The organism is Streptomyces sp. NBC_01013, from assembly GCF_045162765.1.
Lineage (GTDB): Bacteria > Actinomycetota > Actinomycetes > Streptomycetales > Streptomycetaceae > Streptomyces.
On record NZ_CP108687.1, the window covers coordinates 1,646,265 to 1,663,039 of the forward strand.

The following is a 16,775-nucleotide window of genomic DNA, read 5'->3' on the forward strand; positions in this document are numbered from 1 at the left end:
TGCCGCCGCTGGTGACGGTTACTCACTGGTGCTGGTAGTGCTTGATGGACTGGTCCTTGGCCGCGGCGTCCGCGAAGCCCTGGATCTTCTTGATGGCCTCGGCGGGCGTCAGACGCCCGGCCATCATCTCGCCGATGCCGGCAGTGCCGATCTGCTCCTTCTGGAGCTTGGCGTACCAGTCCTGCAGCCGCGGGTTCACCACGTTGTCGCCGGCCTTCTTCAGCGCGTCGACACCGGCCTGCATGGCCGTGGAGAGGGTCAGGCCGTCGGTGCCGCCGTTGAAGGCGCTCAGGGACTTGACCTGCTTGGTGAAGTTCTTGGAGGACTCCTCGGAGAGCATGATGCGCAGCTGCTCCATTCCGCCCTCCTTGTTCTTCGCCTTGGCCGGGACGACGAAGGGCTCGCCACCGGCGGCCCAGATGGTGCCGAACGGCAGCTTGTCGGACGAGTCCAGGCCGGAGGGGGCCGCGACCATCATCTTGAAGTCCTTGGGCGTGGTCGGCGCCGCCTCGTTCTCCACCCACGAACCGTTCGGGATGAAGAGCGCCTTGCCCTTGGTCCACTCGGTCTGCGACTGGATGTGAGTCAGGCCCGGGGTGCCCTTGAGGATGTACCCCTTCTTGTACAGCTCGTAGTACGCCTCGAACGCCGCCTTGACCGCGGGGTCCTTCCAGGCGTTCGGCTCAAGGTTGTCGATCTTGTCGAGAACCTCCCGGCCGCCGATCTTGGCGATGAACGGGTAGAGCGAGAACGGCAGGTAGTACGGGTACTTGCCCGGGTACGTCCAGCCGGCGATGCCCTTCTTCTTCGCCTTCGCGCAGAGGGCGAGCATGTCGTCCCAGTTCTCGGGGTACTGGGCGTCCAGGTTGTCCAGCGCGGTCTGCGAGTACCAGACGCCGTACACGGTGTACGCGTAGTACATGACCCAGACCTGCTCGCCGTCGAACTGGCCCATCTCCAGCACACCCGGGCGCAGGGTGTCGCGGACCTTCTTGCTCGGGTCGTCGATGGACGGGGCGTCCATCAGCGGCGTCAGGTCGAGCAGCTGCTTCTTGCCGACGAGGACACCCATGTCCATCTGCTCGGCACCGGAGTTGTCGATCAGGTCCGGAGGCGTACCGCCGTTGAAGCGCGGCTGCAGCTGCGACTGGATCTTCTGCGTCGCGGCGTGCTTGACCTTGGCCTTCGGGAACGCCGCGGTGTACTTCTTCTCGGCGTCGATCGCGTACTGCTGGCCGAAGCCGCCGTCGAAGATGACCACGTCGAGCGCGGCCGTCTCGTTGACGCCCAGCGGGTTCTTCGCGCTGGTCTTGCCCTTCTTGACCGAGTCGTCGCTGCCGCCGTCACTGCTCGCACAGGCGGACAGGAAACTCATCGTCGGGACAGTGATCAGACCGAGTGCGGCAGACCGCTTGATCACATCGCGACGGCCAAGGCCCTCATTCTTGTGGGCGGAGGTGGATCCCATGCTCAAGTCCTCGCCTTCTCCAGGACTCAGGCGGTGTGTACCGGTCGCCCGTCGATATTCGCCTCAGGCGAAGGGCCCCGCCACCGCGGTCAGTTGCGCTTGGGTGGTACAGATTTCTGGCTGGTCGGTGCAGTGGGGGGCACGAGGAGACCGAACAGCGGACGCACCTGCGGCGCCTCGTTGTCCTGCCCCCGTGTCTCCCCTTGCCGCACAGTTGGAAAGAAGCTGTGCAGACGCCGACAGGTATAGTCCACTTGTCGCCAACTGAGCAAGATCGAATGCAGGTTTGGACGGCAGTCTTTCCCGAGTTGAGACCTCGCGGATACCTCGGCACCGCACGGCCTCCTTCGGATGTAACGATTTCCGCATTCCGGTCGATTCCCACACCGGCTCTGATCCAACACCCTTGACACCAACAGCCACTTCACTCCCTACTAGTTCCTGCGCCCCCCTCTGACAACGTTGTCCAAGCGCACTTCCTCGGGAGGAATGGCTCGGCATGCAGCCCCGACATGGTTCTCGCAAGAGAAAAAGCAGCACCGCCGCGCTGATCGCGGCCTCACTCGTCGTTCTCGTGACCGCCCCCACCGCGGCCGCGGCCACAGCGGCCGGCACGGGCGCGAAGGGCCAGAAGGCCGCCGGCGACCGGATATTCAGCTCATCCTTCGAGGCCGACGAGAAGCAGCCGGACTGGCGCAATACCGTCGAAGAAGGCCCTGACGGCAAGAAGCGGACATCGGGTATCGATGGAGGCTTCTCCTCCGGAATACCGGGCAATGTCACCGACAAGGTCACAGATGTCCGCGCCAGCGACGAGAACACCGGCGGCGGCGAGGTGAAGGAAAACCTCGTCGACGGCGAATCCGGCACGAAGTGGCTGTCCTTCGAGCCCACCGCCTGGGCCGAGTTCGACCTCGTCGAGCCCGTGAAGGTCGTGACGTACGCGCTGACGTCGGCCGACGACCACGACGAGCGGGACCCCAAGGACTGGACCCTGCAGGGCTCCGAGGACGGCAAGAGCTGGACGGACCTGGACACCAGGACCGGCCAGACCTTCAGCGAGCGCTTCCAGACCAAGTCGTACGACTTCACGGCGAACAAGGCCTACCAGCACTTCCGCCTGGACATCACGAAGAACAACGGCGCCTCCGACGCGACCCAGCTCGCCGACGTCCAGTTCTCCGACGGGGACACCTCCGCCCCCGCGCCCGACGACATGCGCAGCCAGATCGACCGCGGCCCGTCCGGCTCCCCCACCGCCAAGGCCGGCGCGGGCTTCACCGGCAAGAAGGCGCTGCGGTACGCGGGCACGCACAAGGCGGACGGCCGGGCCTACTCGTACAACAAGATCTTCGACGTCAACACGGCCGTCACCAAGGACACCGAACTTTCCTACCTGGTGTACCCCCAGATGGGCGAGACGGACCTGTCCTACCCGGCCACGCACGTCGCGGTGGACCTCGCGTTCACCGACGGCACCTACCTGAGCGACCTGCGCGCCACCGACACCAACGGCGGGCTGATGACCCCCGGCGGCCAGGCCGACGCCAAGCGGCTGTACGTCAACCAGTGGAACAAGGTCGACGCGCGGATCGGCACCGTGGCGGCCGGCAGGACCGTCGACCGGATCCTCGTCGCGTACGACTCCCCCAAGGGCCCGTCGAAGTTCCAGGGCTGGATCGACGACGTCAAGATCGCCCCGAAGGCGCCCGAGAAGCGCAGGACGCACCTCTCGGACTACGCCTCGACCGTCCGCGGCACCAACTCCAGCGGTGGCTTCTCCCGGGGCAACAACTTCCCCGCGACCGCGGTCCCCAATGGCTTCAACTTCTGGACGCCGGTCACCAACGCCGGATCCACCAGCTGGCTGTACGACTACGCACGCGGCAACAACGACGACAACCTGCCCACCCTGCAGGCCTTCAGTGCCAGTCATGAGCCGAGCCCCTGGATGGGCGACCGGCAGACCTTCCAGCTGATGCCGTCGGCGGTCTCCGGCACCCCGGACGCCTCGCGCACGGCTCGTGCGCTGCCGTTCAAGCACGAGAACGAGACGGCAAGGCCCCACTACTACGGGGTGACGTTCGAGAACGGTCTCAAGGCCGAGATGACGCCGACGGACCACGCGGCGCGGATGCGGTTCACGTATCCGGGCAAGGACGCGAGCATGGTCTTCGACAACGTCTCCAACGACGGTGGGCTCACGCTCGACCCGGAGACCAGCTCCTTCACCGGGTTCTCCGACGTGAAGAGCGGCGGCTCGACCGGTGCCACCCGTCTCTTCGTGTACGGGGTCTTCGACGCCCCCGTCACCGACAGCGGCAAGCTCTCGGGCGGCGGCGGTGCCGATGTCACGGGCTTCCTGCGCTTCGACGCCGGCAAGGACCGGACCGTCAGCCTGCGGCTCGCCACCTCACTGATCAGCATCGACCAGGCGAAGCAGAACCTCGCCGCCGAGATCCCCGCCTCGCGCTCCTTCGCCCGGGTCGAGGACAAGGCACAGGACGCCTGGGACGACCTGCTGGGCAAGGTCGAGGTCGAGGGCGCGTCCGCCGACCAGCTGACCACGCTGTACTCCAGCATGTACCGGCTCTACCTCTACCCGAACTCGGGCTTCGAGAAGGTCGACGGCAAGGACACGTACGCCTCCCCCTTCTCCCCGCAGGTCGGCTCGGACACCCCGACGCACACCGGCGCGAAGATCGTCCCGGGCAAGGTGTACGTCAACAACGGCTTCTGGGACACCTACCGGACGACGTGGCCTGCGTACTCCTTCCTCACGCCGAAGAAGGCCGGCGAGATGGTCGACGGCTTCGTCCAGCAGTACAAGGACGGTGGCTGGATCTCCCGCTGGTCCTCCCCCGGCTACTCCGACCTGATGACCGGCACCTCCTCGGACGTCGCGTTCGCGGACGCGTACGTCAAGGGCGTGAAGTTCGACGCCGAGGCGGCGTACGACGCGGCCCTGAAGAACGCCACGGTCGTCCCGCCGTCCTCGGGCGTCGGCCGCAAGGGCATGGAGACGTCCCCGTTCGCCGGGTACGCCAACACCTCGACCCACGAGGGCCTTTCCTGGTCGCTCGAGGGCTACCTCAACGACTACGGCATCGCACAGATGGGCCAGGCGCTCTACAAGAAGACGCACAAGCAGCACTACAAGGACGAGTCCGAGTACTTCCTGAACCGGGCCCGTAACTACGTCGAGCTGTTCGACGACAAGGCCGGCTTCTTCCAGGGCAAGGACGCCGAGGGCGACTGGCGGCTCCCGTCCGACCAGTACGACCCGCGGGTCTGGGGCTACGACTACACGGAGACCAACGGCTGGGGCTACGCCTTCACCGCCCCGCAGGACAGCAAGGGCCTCGCCAACCTGTACGGCGGCCGGGACGGTCTGGCGAAGAAGCTGGACACGTACTTCTCCACCCCCGAGACGGCGGGCCCGCAGTTCGTCGGCTCGTACGGCGGCGTCATCCACGAGATGACGGAGGCCCGTGACGTGCGGATGGGCCAGTACGGTCACAGCAACCAGGTCGCGCACCACGTCACGTACATGTACGACGCTGCCTCGCAGCCGTACAAGACGCAGGAGAAGGTCCGCGAGGTCCTCGGCCGCCTGTACACGGGCAGCGAGATCGGTCAGGGCTACCACGGCGACGAGGACAACGGCGAGCAGTCGGCCTGGTTCCTCTTCTCCTCCCTCGGCTTCTACCCGCTGGTCATGGGCAGCGGCGAGTACGCGATCGGCTCGCCGCTCTTCACCAAGACCACCGTGCACCTGGAGAACGGCCACGACCTGGTCGTCAAGGCGCCGAAGAACAGCGCGAAGAACATCTACGTCCAGGGCCTGAAGGTCAACGGCAAGAAGTGGACCTCCACCTCGCTGCCGCACGACCTGCTGGCCAAGGGTGGCGTGCTGGAGTTCGACATGGGCTCGAAGCCGTCGGCCTGGGGTACCGGGAAGGACGCCGCCCCGGTCTCGATCACCAAGGACGACAAGGTGCCGTCGCCGAGCAAGGACGTGCTGAAGGGCGAGGGCGCGCTGTTCGACAACACCTCGGCCACCACGGCCGCGGCCTCCACGGTGGAGCTTCCGGTCCCCTCGGCGACGAACGCGGTCCAGTACACGCTGACGTCGGGCGATGCGGCCAAGGCCCCGAGCGGCTGGGTGCTGCAGGGTTCCGCGGACGGCACGACCTGGAAGGACCTCGACAAGCGGTCCGGCCAGTCGTTCGCCTGGAACAAGCAGACGAGGGCCTTCACGGTGAACGCACGCGGTTCGTACGCGCACTACCGGCTGGTGCTCGACGGTGAGGCGACGCTCGCGGAGGTGGAGCTGATCTCCTGACCCTGCGCACGTCACGGCCGGCCGGTACCTCCTCGGGGGGTGCCGGCCGGTCGCGTGTTCACCGCGTCGTGCGGGCAGGGCTTCGGCGGATTACCGCACTCAGGCGTGTTCCAGGGTCTCCGGGACCGCCGTGGGGAACAGGCTCTCCGGAAGGGTCACGTTCCAGGCCGTGATGACCGGCTGGCCGTGCTCCGTGCCGAGCCGGGAGACGGCACCCGTGGCGAGCTGGAAGAGCGTGCCCTCGGCGGGGGGCAGTCCGAGGTAGCGGGCCGTCAGGACGCGCAGGAAGTGGGAATGGGCGACGAGCGCGATGTCCTCGGCACCGGCGCGTCCGGCGGCTTCCCGGACCTCGGCCAGTACCCGGTCCGCCCGTTCGCCGACCTCTGCCGGGGTCTCGCCGGGGTGCGCCTCGGGGCCGGGCGTGACGCCGTCCGTCCAGAGGTTCCAGTCGGGACGGACGATATGGATGTCGTGGGTGGTGATGCCCTCGTACCCGCCGTAGTCCCACTCGCGCAGCTCGGGGGTGATGCGGGGCGCCGCGAGTCCGGCGAGCTCGGCGGTGCGCCGGGCCCGTACCGAGGGGCTGACCAGGGTGAGCGCGATGTCGCGGTCGGCGAGCAGGGGCGCGAGAGCACGGGCCTGGCGTTCACCGAGGGGCGTCAAGGGCAGGTCGGTGTGGCTCGTGTGCTGTCCGTTGCGGGACCACTCGGTCTCGCCGTGCCGGATCAGGATCAACTCGCCCATGTGAAGGCCATCCGCTCTCAGTGCTGTTTCCGCTCATGTGCTGTCGGTGGTGCGAACCCCGTGGTCCACGATTGCATTCCGGCCGGGGCGAGGCGGGCGGGCGCGCCCGGGGGTGACCTGATGCGGCTATGCGCGCTACCGCTGATCGGCGAGGATCTCCGCGATGACGTGCCGCCCGGTGTCTGCCATGTACGCGTTGGTCTCCCTGTAGTAGTGAAGCTCCATCAGCGCGATCGAGAGCGCCCAGCCGATGCCCCGCGCCCAGGCCGCGTCGTCCGCCTCCACGGCGGCGCGAAAGAGGCCGCGCGCCTCCGCGGGCAGTACGTACCAGGCGGCGATGAGGTCGACGGCGCAGTCGCCCAGGCCGAGGCAGCCGAAGTCGATGACGGCGGTGAGCCGGCCGTGGGCCGTCAGCATGTTCCCGGGCTGCAGGTCCGCGTGGATCCAGACGGGAGGGCCGGTCGGTGCGGGTGCGCGCAGGGCCGTCTCCCAGACCCTGGCCGCCGCCCCGGTGTCGATCTCGGTGCTCAGGTCCACGAGGGCCGCGCGGACCGCGGAGTCCCGGGTCCCCAGGGTTTCGCTGCGGTAGGACGGCGGTCCGTCGGTGGGATCGACGCGGTGAAGGGCGGTGATGAAGCGGGCCAGGTCCCGGGCGAGCGGGGCGGCTTCGGCGCAGTCGCCGACGACCGGGCAGTTGCCGCCGATCCACCGGTAGACGGACCAGGGCCACGGAAAGCCCTCGCCGGGGACACCCGCGCCCAGCGGCACGGGGATCGCGACCGGGAGCGAAGGCGCGAGGCGCGGCAGCCAATGGTGCTCCTTGGCGGTGTCGTCGGCCGAACCCGCGGTACGGGGAAGCCGCACGACCAGGTCCGCACCGAGCCGGTACATCGCGTTGGCGGTGCCGGCGGCGACCCGCTCGACGGGGCGGCCGGACCAGTGCGGGAACTGCGCGGTGATCAGTCGGCGGACCAGGGCGTCGTCGGTCTCGGGCTCATCGGCGTGCATCTTGCCTGCGCTCATTCGTGCCGTCCTGAAGCGGATGTTTCCGGTCGGCCGACATCCGACCCCGGGATGGACGCACACGTCAACCGCAGCCGGCCGGGCCCCACACCCAGGTTGGCGAAGAGACCGATGAGCCCGCCGACGACATAGCTCATGACGTCGGCGGTCGGTGGAACCCACACCACCCGCACCGGGCACGCGTCCTGGAGGGGTGGCAGGGGCGAAGTCACTCGCGACCGGGGCGACGGTGGCGGCCGCTGTCGCGGTGACGGTGGCGGACCGGCCGTCGCCGGGCCCGATCACCTGGACGGTGCCGTTGAAGACCCCGCCGGTCACGGTCGATGCGGTGACCTCGATCCTCCGGTTGCCCACCGGCGGGCCGTTGGTGTCGGTGAGGGTGAACTGGGTTCGGTACGTTGCCAGTTCGTACGTGTTGACCTGGGCCGACGCCGGATTTTGGCTCATCCGGCCGCCCGGACCTGCGTAGGTGGACGGGTTGAGCCTGCACAGCCGCAGTTCGCCCGCGGCGTTGGCGGTGAAGCCGTCATCGAACTTTTCACAGGCCTTGTCTGACACATCGTCATCAACCCGTCCCCGAGCGACGCGCCCGGCAAAGCCATTGCAACGTGACGCCGCGTCAGTTCCGCTCGACCGGCCCCGCCGGCCCCTCCGCTCCGACGCACCTGATGCCGGAACGCGAAGGGGCCGGGCCCGCCCTCAGCCCTTGACGACGTCCAGCGAGGTCCCGCCGACGACCACGACCTCGTACGGCCGGTCCGTGTCCGCCGTGACGCGCAGGGTGCCGCCCTCGCGGACCAGTTCGTACGTGGCGGCGGGGGCGCCCGTGAGGTCGGGGACCGTCACCGTGCGGGTGAAGTCGCCCAGGCCCTCGGGGGCGTACACCCGCAGCTCCAGGTCCTGAGTCCACTCGCCGTCGGGGCGCGAGGCGTCCGCGCCCAGCGGCAGGACCGCGCCGGGGCGGACCAGCAGCGGGAGGCTGTCGAAGCCGTGGGTGTCCCGGCGCCAGGCGGGGCCGCTGACGGTCTCGCCGGTCAGGAGGTGGGTCCAGATGCCCTCGGGGACGTAGTACTCGACCTGGCCGTCCTCGCTGAAGACCGGCGCCACCAGGAGGTCGGGGCCCAGCAGGTACTGGCGGTCCACCGTGCGGGTGGCCGGGTCCTCGGGGAACTCCAGCAGCATCGGGCGCATGGTGGGGACGCCGGTGCGGTGGGCCTCGACGGCGGCGCCGTAGAGGTACGGCATCAGGCGGTGCTTCAGCTCGGTGAACTGCTTGGCGACCGCGACCGCCTCGTCGCCGAACTCCCACGGCACGCGGTACGACGAGGAGCCGTGCAGGCGGCTGTGCGAGGAGAGCAGGCCGAAGGCGAGCCAGCGCTTGAAGACCGCCGGGTCGGGCGTGCCCTCGAAGCCACCGATGTCATGGCTCCAGAAGCCGAAGCCGGAGAGGGAGAGGGAGAGCCCGCCTCGCAGGGACTCGGCCATCGCCTCGAAGGAGGACCAGCAGTCGCCGCCCCAGTGGACCGGGAACTGCTGACCGCCGGCGGTGGCGGAGCGGGCGAAGAGCACCGCCTCGCCCTGGCCGCGCTCCTTCTCCAGGATGTCGAAGACGGCCTTGTTGTACAGGTGCGTGTAGTAGTTGTGCATCCGCTCCGGGTCGGAGCCGTCGTGCCAGACGACGTCCGTGGGGATGCGCTCGCCGAAGTCCGTCTTGAACCCGTCGACGCCCTGGTCGAGGAGGGTCTTCAGCTTGGCCTGGAACCAGGCGGTGGCCTCGGGGTTGGTGAAGTCGACCAGCGCCATGCCGGCCTGCCACTTGTCCCACTGCCAGATGTCGCCCTCGGGGGTGAGGACGAAGTAGCCCTTCTCGGCGCCCTCCGCGTACAGGGCGCTCTTCTGGGCGATGTACGGGTTGATCCAGACGCAGATCTTCAGGCCCTTGTCCTTGAGCCGGGCGAGCATGCCGCCCGGGTCGGGGAAGGTGTCCGGGTCCCATGCGAAGTCGCACCACTGGTACTCGCGCATCCAGAAGCAGTCGAAGTGGAAGACGGAGAGCGGGATGCCGCGCTCGGACATGCCGTCCACGAACGAGGTGACGGTCGCCTCGTCGTAGTTGGTGGTGAACGACGTCGTCAGCCAGAGGCCGAACGACCAGGCCGGCGGCAGGGCCGGGCGGCCGGTGAGCGCGGTGTAGCGGGTGAGGACGTCCTTGGGCGTGGGACCGGCGACGACGAAGTACTCCATCGTCTGGTCCTCGACGCTGAACTGCACCTGCCCGACGGCTTCGGAGCCGACCTCGAAGGAGACCTTGCCGGGGTGGTTGACGAAGACGCCGTAGCCGCGCGAGGAAAGGTAGAACGGGACGTTCTTGTAGGCCTGTTCGCTGCTGGTGCCGCCGTCGGCCTGCCACATGTCGACGACCTGGCCGTTCTTGACGTACGGGGTGAACCGCTCGCCGAGGCCGTGGATCGTCTCGCCGACGCCGAGGGCGAGCTGGGCGAACATGTGGTGGCCGCCGTCCTGGACCGTGGCGAAGGCGGTTCCCTTGCGTCCGGCGGCGGTCAGCACGCGGCCGTCCGCGTCGAGGAACTCCAGGCCGAAGCCGCCCTCGGTGGGGAGCCGGAGGGTGAGCGGACCGCTGGTGAGTTCGGCGGTGGGGCCGTCGGCGCGGGTGGTGGCCGCGCTGTCCCCGGTGGCGCCGGGGAGGGCGAAGTCCGGGCCGGGGCGGCGCTTGCCCGCGAGGTGGGTGACGCGGACGCCGATGACGCCTTCGGCCGCCGCGTACGCCTCCACCGTGATCAGGGGGGCGTTGAGGGTGTCCCCGCGCCGCGTCACGCGCTTGACGGCGGCGTGGGCGGTGAGGCGGTCGGCGTCGAGGCGCAGGTCGCGGATTTCGGTGGCGTACGAGGCGTTCACACCGTCTCGCATCTGCCAGAAGCCGTCGGTGAACTTCATGGGGGGTCTTCCTTGGCCGGTGGTACGGGTGTTCGGAGGGGTGGGGTACGTCGTCAGGGGTGCGTCGTCAGAAGTGCGGGGGCCGCCCGGTCGAGGACCGACGTCACCCGGTCCCAGGTGGCCGTGTCCCTGGGCACGGCGGGCAGTTCGCGGCCCTCGCCGGTGCCCCACTCCGTCGCCACGACCACCGGATCGCGGCCGGTGGCCGCGCCCGCGGCGAGGGCGGCCGCTCCGAGGGCGACCAGCTCGGCCGAGGCCGGGAGGATCACCGCACGGCCGGAGAGCCGGCGCACGGTCTCCACCCACATGGCGCCGCGCGCTCCCCCGCCGATCAGCCGCAGCGGCGCGTCGGGCGCGTCGAGCGGCAGTTCGTCCAGGGCGCGCAGAACGGCGACGACCGCGCCCTCGTAGGCGGCGCCGAGGATCTGCTGCCGGGTCGTGTCGTGCCGCAGCCCGTGCAGAAGACCGGAGGCGGCGGGGAGGTCCGGGGTGCGCTCGCCGTCCAGGAAGGGCAGCAGCACGGTCTCACCGCCGGGTGCGGCGTCCTCGCGGTCCAGGCCGAGCAGCTCGGCGACCTTGTCCACGGCGAGGGTGCAGTTCAGGGTGCAGCCCAGCGGGAGGCGGGTGCCGTCGGTGGCGGCGAAGCCGGCGAGCAGCGCGGAGTGCGGGCGGTTGCGGGTGGCGGCGAAGACGGTCCCCGAGGTGCCGAGGCTGACCACCGGGTGGTCGAGGAGCCCCTCGGCACCCAGGCCCAGGCCCACCGCCGCGGCCATGTTGTCCCCGGTGCCGGCGGCGACCGGGATTCCGGCGGGCAGACCGAGGGCGCGGGCGGCCTCGGCGGTGAGGTGTCCGGCGCGGGTGGCTCCGGTGGCGGCGACCGTGGACAGCATGTCCGCACGGATACCGGTGAGGGCGAGCAGCTCGGGGTCGTAACTCCGGGTGGCCGGGTCGTACCAGCAGGTCCCGGACGCGTCGCCGGGATCGGTGACGGCGGCGCCGCTGAGCCGTTCGGTGAGGAAGTCGTGCGGGAGGCGGACGGCGGCCGTCGCGGCGGCGGTGACCGGTTCGTGTTCCTTCAGCCACATCCACTTGGCGGCGGTCATCGAGGCGACGGGCACGGAGCCGGTGCGGTGCAGCCAGGTGTCCCGGCCGAGTGCCGCGGTGAGGGCGGCGGCGTGCGGGGCGGAGCGGGTGTCGTTCCACAGGAGGGCGGGGCGCAGCGGGCGGCCTTCGGCGTCCAGGGTGACGAGTCCGTGCTGCTGGCCGGCCACGGCGATCCCGATGACGGCTGCCGGGTCCAGGCCCGATTCGGCGAGGGCGGTGGCGACGGCCGCGCACAGGGCCTGCCACCACTGCTCGGGGTCGCTCTCGCGGGCGCCGCCGTGGCCGGTCACGGTGTGCGGGGCGCGGCCGACGGCCAGGAGCCGGCCGGTCGCGGTGTCGACGACGGCCGCCTTCGTGGACTGGGTGGAGCTGTCCACGCCGATGACGGCCGATGCCGGTGCGGTGGCCGGATTCCTGGCTGGTCGCGACGGCATGTCGTACCTCGTTCCTGTGGGTCCCGGTTTTGATCGTACACAAAACAAATAATTCTTCGAAGCGCTTCGACGATCCTCGAAGCTACCGACACCCCACCCCACTTGGGCCGCAGGACCCCTGGAGAGCTGCCGCGTTGCCCCTATGTGACGGGTGTGTCACCAGGATGGTCTAGAAACAAACGCCAAGATGCCGTATTAGTACTGCCAGCAAACAAATCGGTCGGACGGCAGAGCAGCCGCCCGGGCCATGTCGACAAGAGGCAGAAGAATGTCGAACCGCTTCACCCCCACCCCCGCCGACAGGTTCACCTTCGGGCTCTGGACCGTCGGCTGGCGAGGCAACGACCCCTTCGGTGACGCCACCCGCCCCGCCCTGGACCCGGTCGAGTCCGTCGAGCGCCTCGCGGAGCTCGGCGCGCACGGTGTGACGTTCCACGACGACGACCTGATCCCGTTCGGCTCCTCGGACTCCGAGCGCGCCGCGATCGTGACGCGTTTCAAGGACGCCCTGGACCGCACCGGTCTCAAGGTCCCGATGGCCACCACCAACCTCTTCACCCACCCCGTGTTCAAGGACGGCGGCTTCACCTCCAACGACCGTGACGTCCGCCGCTTCGCGCTGCGCAAGGTCATCCGTAACATCGACCTCGCGGTCGAGCTGGGTGCCGAGACGTATGTCGCCTGGGGCGGTCGCGAAGGAGCCGAGTCGGGCGCCGCGAAGGACGTACGCGTCGCGCTGGACCGCATGAAGGAGGCCTTCGACCTCCTCGGCGAGTATGTCGTGGACCAGGGCTACGACCTCAAGTTCGCGATCGAGCCCAAGCCGAACGAGCCGCGCGGCGACATCCTGCTGCCCACCGTCGGCCACGCCCTGGCCTTCATCGAGCGCCTGGAGCGCCCGGAGATGTACGGCGTGAACCCGGAGGTCGGCCACGAGCAGATGGCCGGGCTGAACTTCGCGCACGGCATCGCCCAGGCGCTGTGGGCGGGCAAGCTGTTCCACATCGACCTCAACGGCCAGTCCGGCATCAAGTACGACCAGGACCTCCGCTTCGGCGCCGGCGACCTGCGCCAGGCCTTCTGGCTCGTCGACCTGCTGGAGAGCTCGGACTACGCGGGCCCGCTGCACTTCGACTTCAAGCCGGTGCGCACCGACGGCATCGACGGGGTGTGGGAGTCCGCGAAGAACTGCATGCGCAACTACCTCATCCTCAAGGAGCGCGCGCTGGCGTTCCGGGCCGACCCGGCCGTCCAGGAGGCGCTGGCCGCCTCCCGTCTGGACGAGCTGGCGCAGCCCACCGCCGCCGACGGCGTCAAGGCCCTGCTCGCGGACCGCTCCGCCTACGAGGACTTCGACGTGGACGGCGCCGCACAGCGCTCGATGGCCTTCGAGGCCCTCGACCAGCTCGCCATGGAGCACCTGCTCGGCGTCAGCTGACGCCCGGGTGTCCGGCGGGCCTCCGCCGGACACCCCTGACGGCCTCTCCCGGGCGCGGGCCTGCCGGACCCGCGCCGGGGCGGTTGGATCCACCTCGTCGGGACACAGTGGTCCCCCCGGGCCGGCACCCCTCTCACGCAAGGGCACCATCGTGACAGCACCTTCTCCGGACGGCATGCGCCAGCCGCGCCGCCGTCATCACCGGCGGGTCATCGTCCCGCTCACCGTCGTCTCCGCGCTGATCGGCGGCGTCGTCCTCTCCGGCTGCGGGCAGCAGCGCGACCCGGACGTGTACACCGTCATGAACTCGTCGACCGACGAGTCCTACCACCGCTGGGACGCCCAGACGCTGGCCCGGTGCAGCAAGACGCTCGGGGTGAAGATCGAGCAGCAGAGCGTCCCGGCCTCGCAGGTGATGACAAAGGCCCTGCGGATGGCGTCCTCGAAGTCACTGCCCGACGTGCTCCAGCTGGACGCGTCGGAGATGCCGACGTTCGCCGAGGCGGGCGGTCTGATCCCGCTCAAGGACCTCGGTCTGACGACGAAGGACATCCCCGAGGGGATCGTCAACTTCGGTTCGTACCAGGGGAAGTACTACGGGGCGGCGCGCACCGTGAACACCCTGGCGCTGTTCTACAACAAGGACACCCTCGACCGGGCCGGCCTGAAGGTGCCCACCACCTGGGCCGAGATGCAGGAGACCGCGAAGAAGCTCACCCAGGGCAAGCGGTACGGCCTCGCGCTCAGCGCGGGCGGCGCCGAGGACGGTGTCTTCCAGTTCACCCCCTTCATGTGGTCCAACGGCGGCGACGAGACGAAGCTCGACAGCCCGCAGGTGGCCGGGGCACTGGACTACTGGAAGAGCCTCCTCAAGGACGGCTCCCTGTCCAAGTCCACGGTCAACTGGACCCAGGCCGACGTGAACGACCAGTTCATGGCCGGCAACGCCGCCATGATGATCAACGGTCCCTGGCAGGTCGAGACCCTCAACTCCAAGAAGGGGCTGAACTGGGGCATCGCCCAGATCCCGGTCCCCGAGGCAGGCGACGACTCGGTGGGTCCGCTGGGCGGCGGGGTGCTCACCGTGCCCAACACCGGTGACGAGGCGCGGGAGAAGATGTCCGCCCGGATCATCGGCTGCATGTCCGGCGAGCAGGAGGAGATCACCTACGCCATCAACAGCTGGATGGTGCCGGCCAACCAGAAGGCCGCCGCCGAGTGGCGCAAGAAGACTCCGGAACTGGCCGCCCTCGCCGACCAGGTCGCCACGGCCCGTTCGCGTACCGCGAAGCTCGGCGCGCAGTGGTCCTCCGCGTCGCTGGCCCTGCAGAGCGCCTTCCAGTCCGCGCTCACCGGTGAGTCCAGCGAGGCCGCCCTGAAGCGTGCCCAGCAGCAGGTCACGAGCGGGAACTGAGGTAACGAACCATGTCATCCACCACAGCCTCGGCCGCCACGCTGCCGGCCGGCCCCAAGGCCCCTTCGGCCGGTGCGGTCAAGAAGCCCGTGAACCCGCGGAGCGCCAAGCGGCGCAGGACGCTTGCCCAGTGGGGGTTCATCGCCCCCGCCGTGATCTTCATGGCGCTGTTCTTCGGCTACCCGCTCGTCCGCAACATCGTGATGAGCTTCCAGGACTACTCGCCGTCCACCTTCTTCACCGGCAAGGCGCCGTTCAACGGCTTCGACAACTGGAGGAACGTCTTCAGCGACGGGCTGTTCGGCAAGGCTCTCTGGCAGACGATCCTCTTCACCGTCGGATCGCTCGTCGGCCAGTTCTGCATCGGCCTGGCCCTCGCCGTCTTCTTCACCCGTCGCTTCCCGCTGAACGGGATCCTGCGCTCGCTGATCCTGCTGCCGTGGCTCGTCCCGATGGTCGTCTCCGGCATCGTGTGGCGGCGCATCTTCGACCAGGACACCGGTGTCCTCAACTCCTTCCTGGGCACCGTCGGCCTCCCCGGTGACACGCCGTGGCTCACGAGCACCGGCATGGCGCTGATCTCGGTGATCCTGGTGAACATCTGGATCGGCATCCCGTTCAACATGGTGATCCTGTACGGCGGTCTCCAGGAGGTTCCCAAGGAGCTGAACGAGGCCGCCGCGCTCGACGGCGCGTCCGCCTGGCGTACGTTCCGCTCGGTCACCCTGCCCATGCTCAAGCCCGTCATCACCGTGGTGCTGGTGCTCGGTTTCATGTCGACGGTCAAGATCCTCGACCTGGTCCTCGCCCTCACCGACGGCGGACCGGCCGACTCCACCCAGACACTCGGCACGCTCACGTACCAGAACTCCTTCGTCCAGATGGACTTCGGGGCCGGTGCGGTGGTCGGCAACATCCTGATCCTGATCTCCGCCGTCTTCGCGGTGTTCTACCTGCGCGTCAACCGCAATGAGGGGAAGTGACCGGCATGGCGACCACCACCCAGATCCCCGCCGCCCCGGCTCCCGCCGTCCACCGGCCCAAGCGCCGCTGGGGTGCGACCGTCTTCGGCGTCGTCGTCCTCGCGGTGATGCTGTTCCCGCTGTACTGGATGATCAACACCGCACTGCAGCCGGACGCGAGCCTGGTCGACGTCGGCCCCGTCCCGACAGGCGTGGACTTCTCCGGTTTCACTTCCGCCCTCACCGACCAGGGCGGCAACCTGCTGACCTCGCTGGCCGTGGCGCTCGGCGCCGTGGCCATCTGTCTGGCGATCTCCGCGCCGGCCGCGTACGGCCTGGCGCAGTTCAAGCTGCGCGGCAGCAGGACGATCGTCTTCGGCACACTCATCACCCAGATGGTGCCCGGCATCGTCATCGCCAACGCCCTGTACAGCGCGTACGTGGACCTCGGCCTGGTCAACTCCTACTTCGGGCTGATGCTGGCCGACGCCTCGCTCGGCATCCCCTTCGCGATCGTGCTGATGCGCTCGTTCATGGTGTCCATCCCGCGTGAGGTCATCGAGGCCGCCGAGGTCGACGGCGCCGGCCGCATCCGTACGTTCATCCAGGTCGTCCTGCCGATGAGCCGCAACTCCCTGATCACGGCAGGCCTGTTCTCGTTCCTGTACGCGTGGAGCGACTTCATGTTCGCGCTGACCCTGAACACCACGGACGACGTCAAGCCGATCACACTGGGCATCTACCAGTACATCGGTGCCCACGTCGGTGACTGGGGTTCGGTCATGGCCGCGTCCGTGCTCTCCGCGGTCCCGGCGGCGGTTCTGCTCGTCCTGTCCCAGAAGTACATCGCTGCCGGGATCACCGGCGGCTCGGTCAAGTAGGGGTTTC

10 protein-coding genes are annotated in these 16,775 nt (G+C 69.0%); 5 read left to right on the forward strand and 5 right to left on the reverse strand.

Annotated elements, in window-relative coordinates; translation table 11 throughout:
• Positions 1–22 precede the first annotated feature (22 nt).
• Positions 23–1,468 carry an N-acetylglucosamine/diacetylchitobiose ABC transporter substrate-binding protein gene (gene ngcE, locus OG538_RS07060; RefSeq protein ID WP_406091242.1) on the reverse strand — a complete coding sequence of 482 codons (1,446 nt, stop codon included), beginning with the start codon at positions 1,466–1,468 and terminating at the stop codon, positions 23–25.
• 499 nt (positions 1,469–1,967) lie between these two features.
• Here ngcE and OG538_RS07065 point away from each other — a divergent pair, with 499 nt between their 5' ends.
• On the forward strand, positions 1,968–5,813 hold the full coding sequence (locus tag OG538_RS07065; RefSeq protein ID WP_406091244.1) for a GH92 family glycosyl hydrolase: 3,846 nt from the start codon (positions 1,968–1,970) through the stop codon (positions 5,811–5,813).
• A 99-nt stretch (positions 5,814–5,912) separates the two neighbouring features.
• Here OG538_RS07065 and OG538_RS07070 read toward each other — a convergent pair whose 3' ends face one another.
• The 4 genes from OG538_RS07070 to xylB form a co-directional block, all read right to left on the reverse strand.
• Positions 5,913–6,557: a histidine phosphatase family protein gene (locus OG538_RS07070; protein WP_406091246.1), complete on the reverse strand. Its 645-nt coding sequence runs from the start codon at positions 6,555–6,557 to the stop codon at positions 5,913–5,915.
• 135 nt (positions 6,558–6,692) lie between these two features.
• A complete protein-coding gene (locus OG538_RS07075) occupies positions 6,693–7,580 on the reverse strand; it encodes an aminoglycoside phosphotransferase family protein (protein WP_406091248.1) in 888 nt (295 codons plus the stop codon).
• 699 nt (positions 7,581–8,279) lie between these two features.
• On the reverse strand, positions 8,280–10,535 hold the full coding sequence (yicI, locus tag OG538_RS07080; RefSeq protein ID WP_406091250.1) for an alpha-xylosidase: 2,256 nt from the start codon (positions 10,533–10,535) through the stop codon (positions 8,280–8,282).
• A 53-nt stretch (positions 10,536–10,588) separates the two neighbouring features.
• Positions 10,589–12,073 carry a xylulokinase gene (xylB, locus tag OG538_RS07085; protein ID WP_406091252.1) on the reverse strand — a complete coding sequence of 495 codons (1,485 nt, stop codon included), beginning with the start codon at positions 12,071–12,073 and terminating at the stop codon, positions 10,589–10,591.
• A gap of 268 nt (positions 12,074–12,341) precedes the next feature.
• On the opposite strand from xylB, the gene xylA reads away from it, so the two are divergent.
• From xylA to OG538_RS07105, 4 genes are all read left to right on the forward strand, one after another.
• Complete coding sequence (gene xylA, locus OG538_RS07090; protein WP_406091254.1) at positions 12,342–13,511, forward strand: xylose isomerase; 1,170 nt, start codon at positions 12,342–12,344, stop codon at positions 13,509–13,511.
• A 175-nt stretch (positions 13,512–13,686) separates the two neighbouring features.
• Entirely contained in the window at positions 13,687–14,925 is a 1,239-nt protein-coding gene (locus tag OG538_RS07095) for an ABC transporter substrate-binding protein (RefSeq protein WP_406100022.1), read from the forward strand.
• An 11-nt stretch (positions 14,926–14,936) separates the two neighbouring features.
• Complete coding sequence (locus OG538_RS07100; RefSeq protein WP_406091256.1) at positions 14,937–15,908, forward strand: carbohydrate ABC transporter permease; 972 nt, start codon at positions 14,937–14,939, stop codon at positions 15,906–15,908.
• A gap of 5 nt (positions 15,909–15,913) precedes the next feature.
• On the forward strand, positions 15,914–16,768 hold the full coding sequence (locus tag OG538_RS07105) for a carbohydrate ABC transporter permease (RefSeq protein WP_406091258.1): 855 nt from the start codon (positions 15,914–15,916) through the stop codon (positions 16,766–16,768).
• Positions 16,769–16,775: the final 7 nt, after the last annotated feature.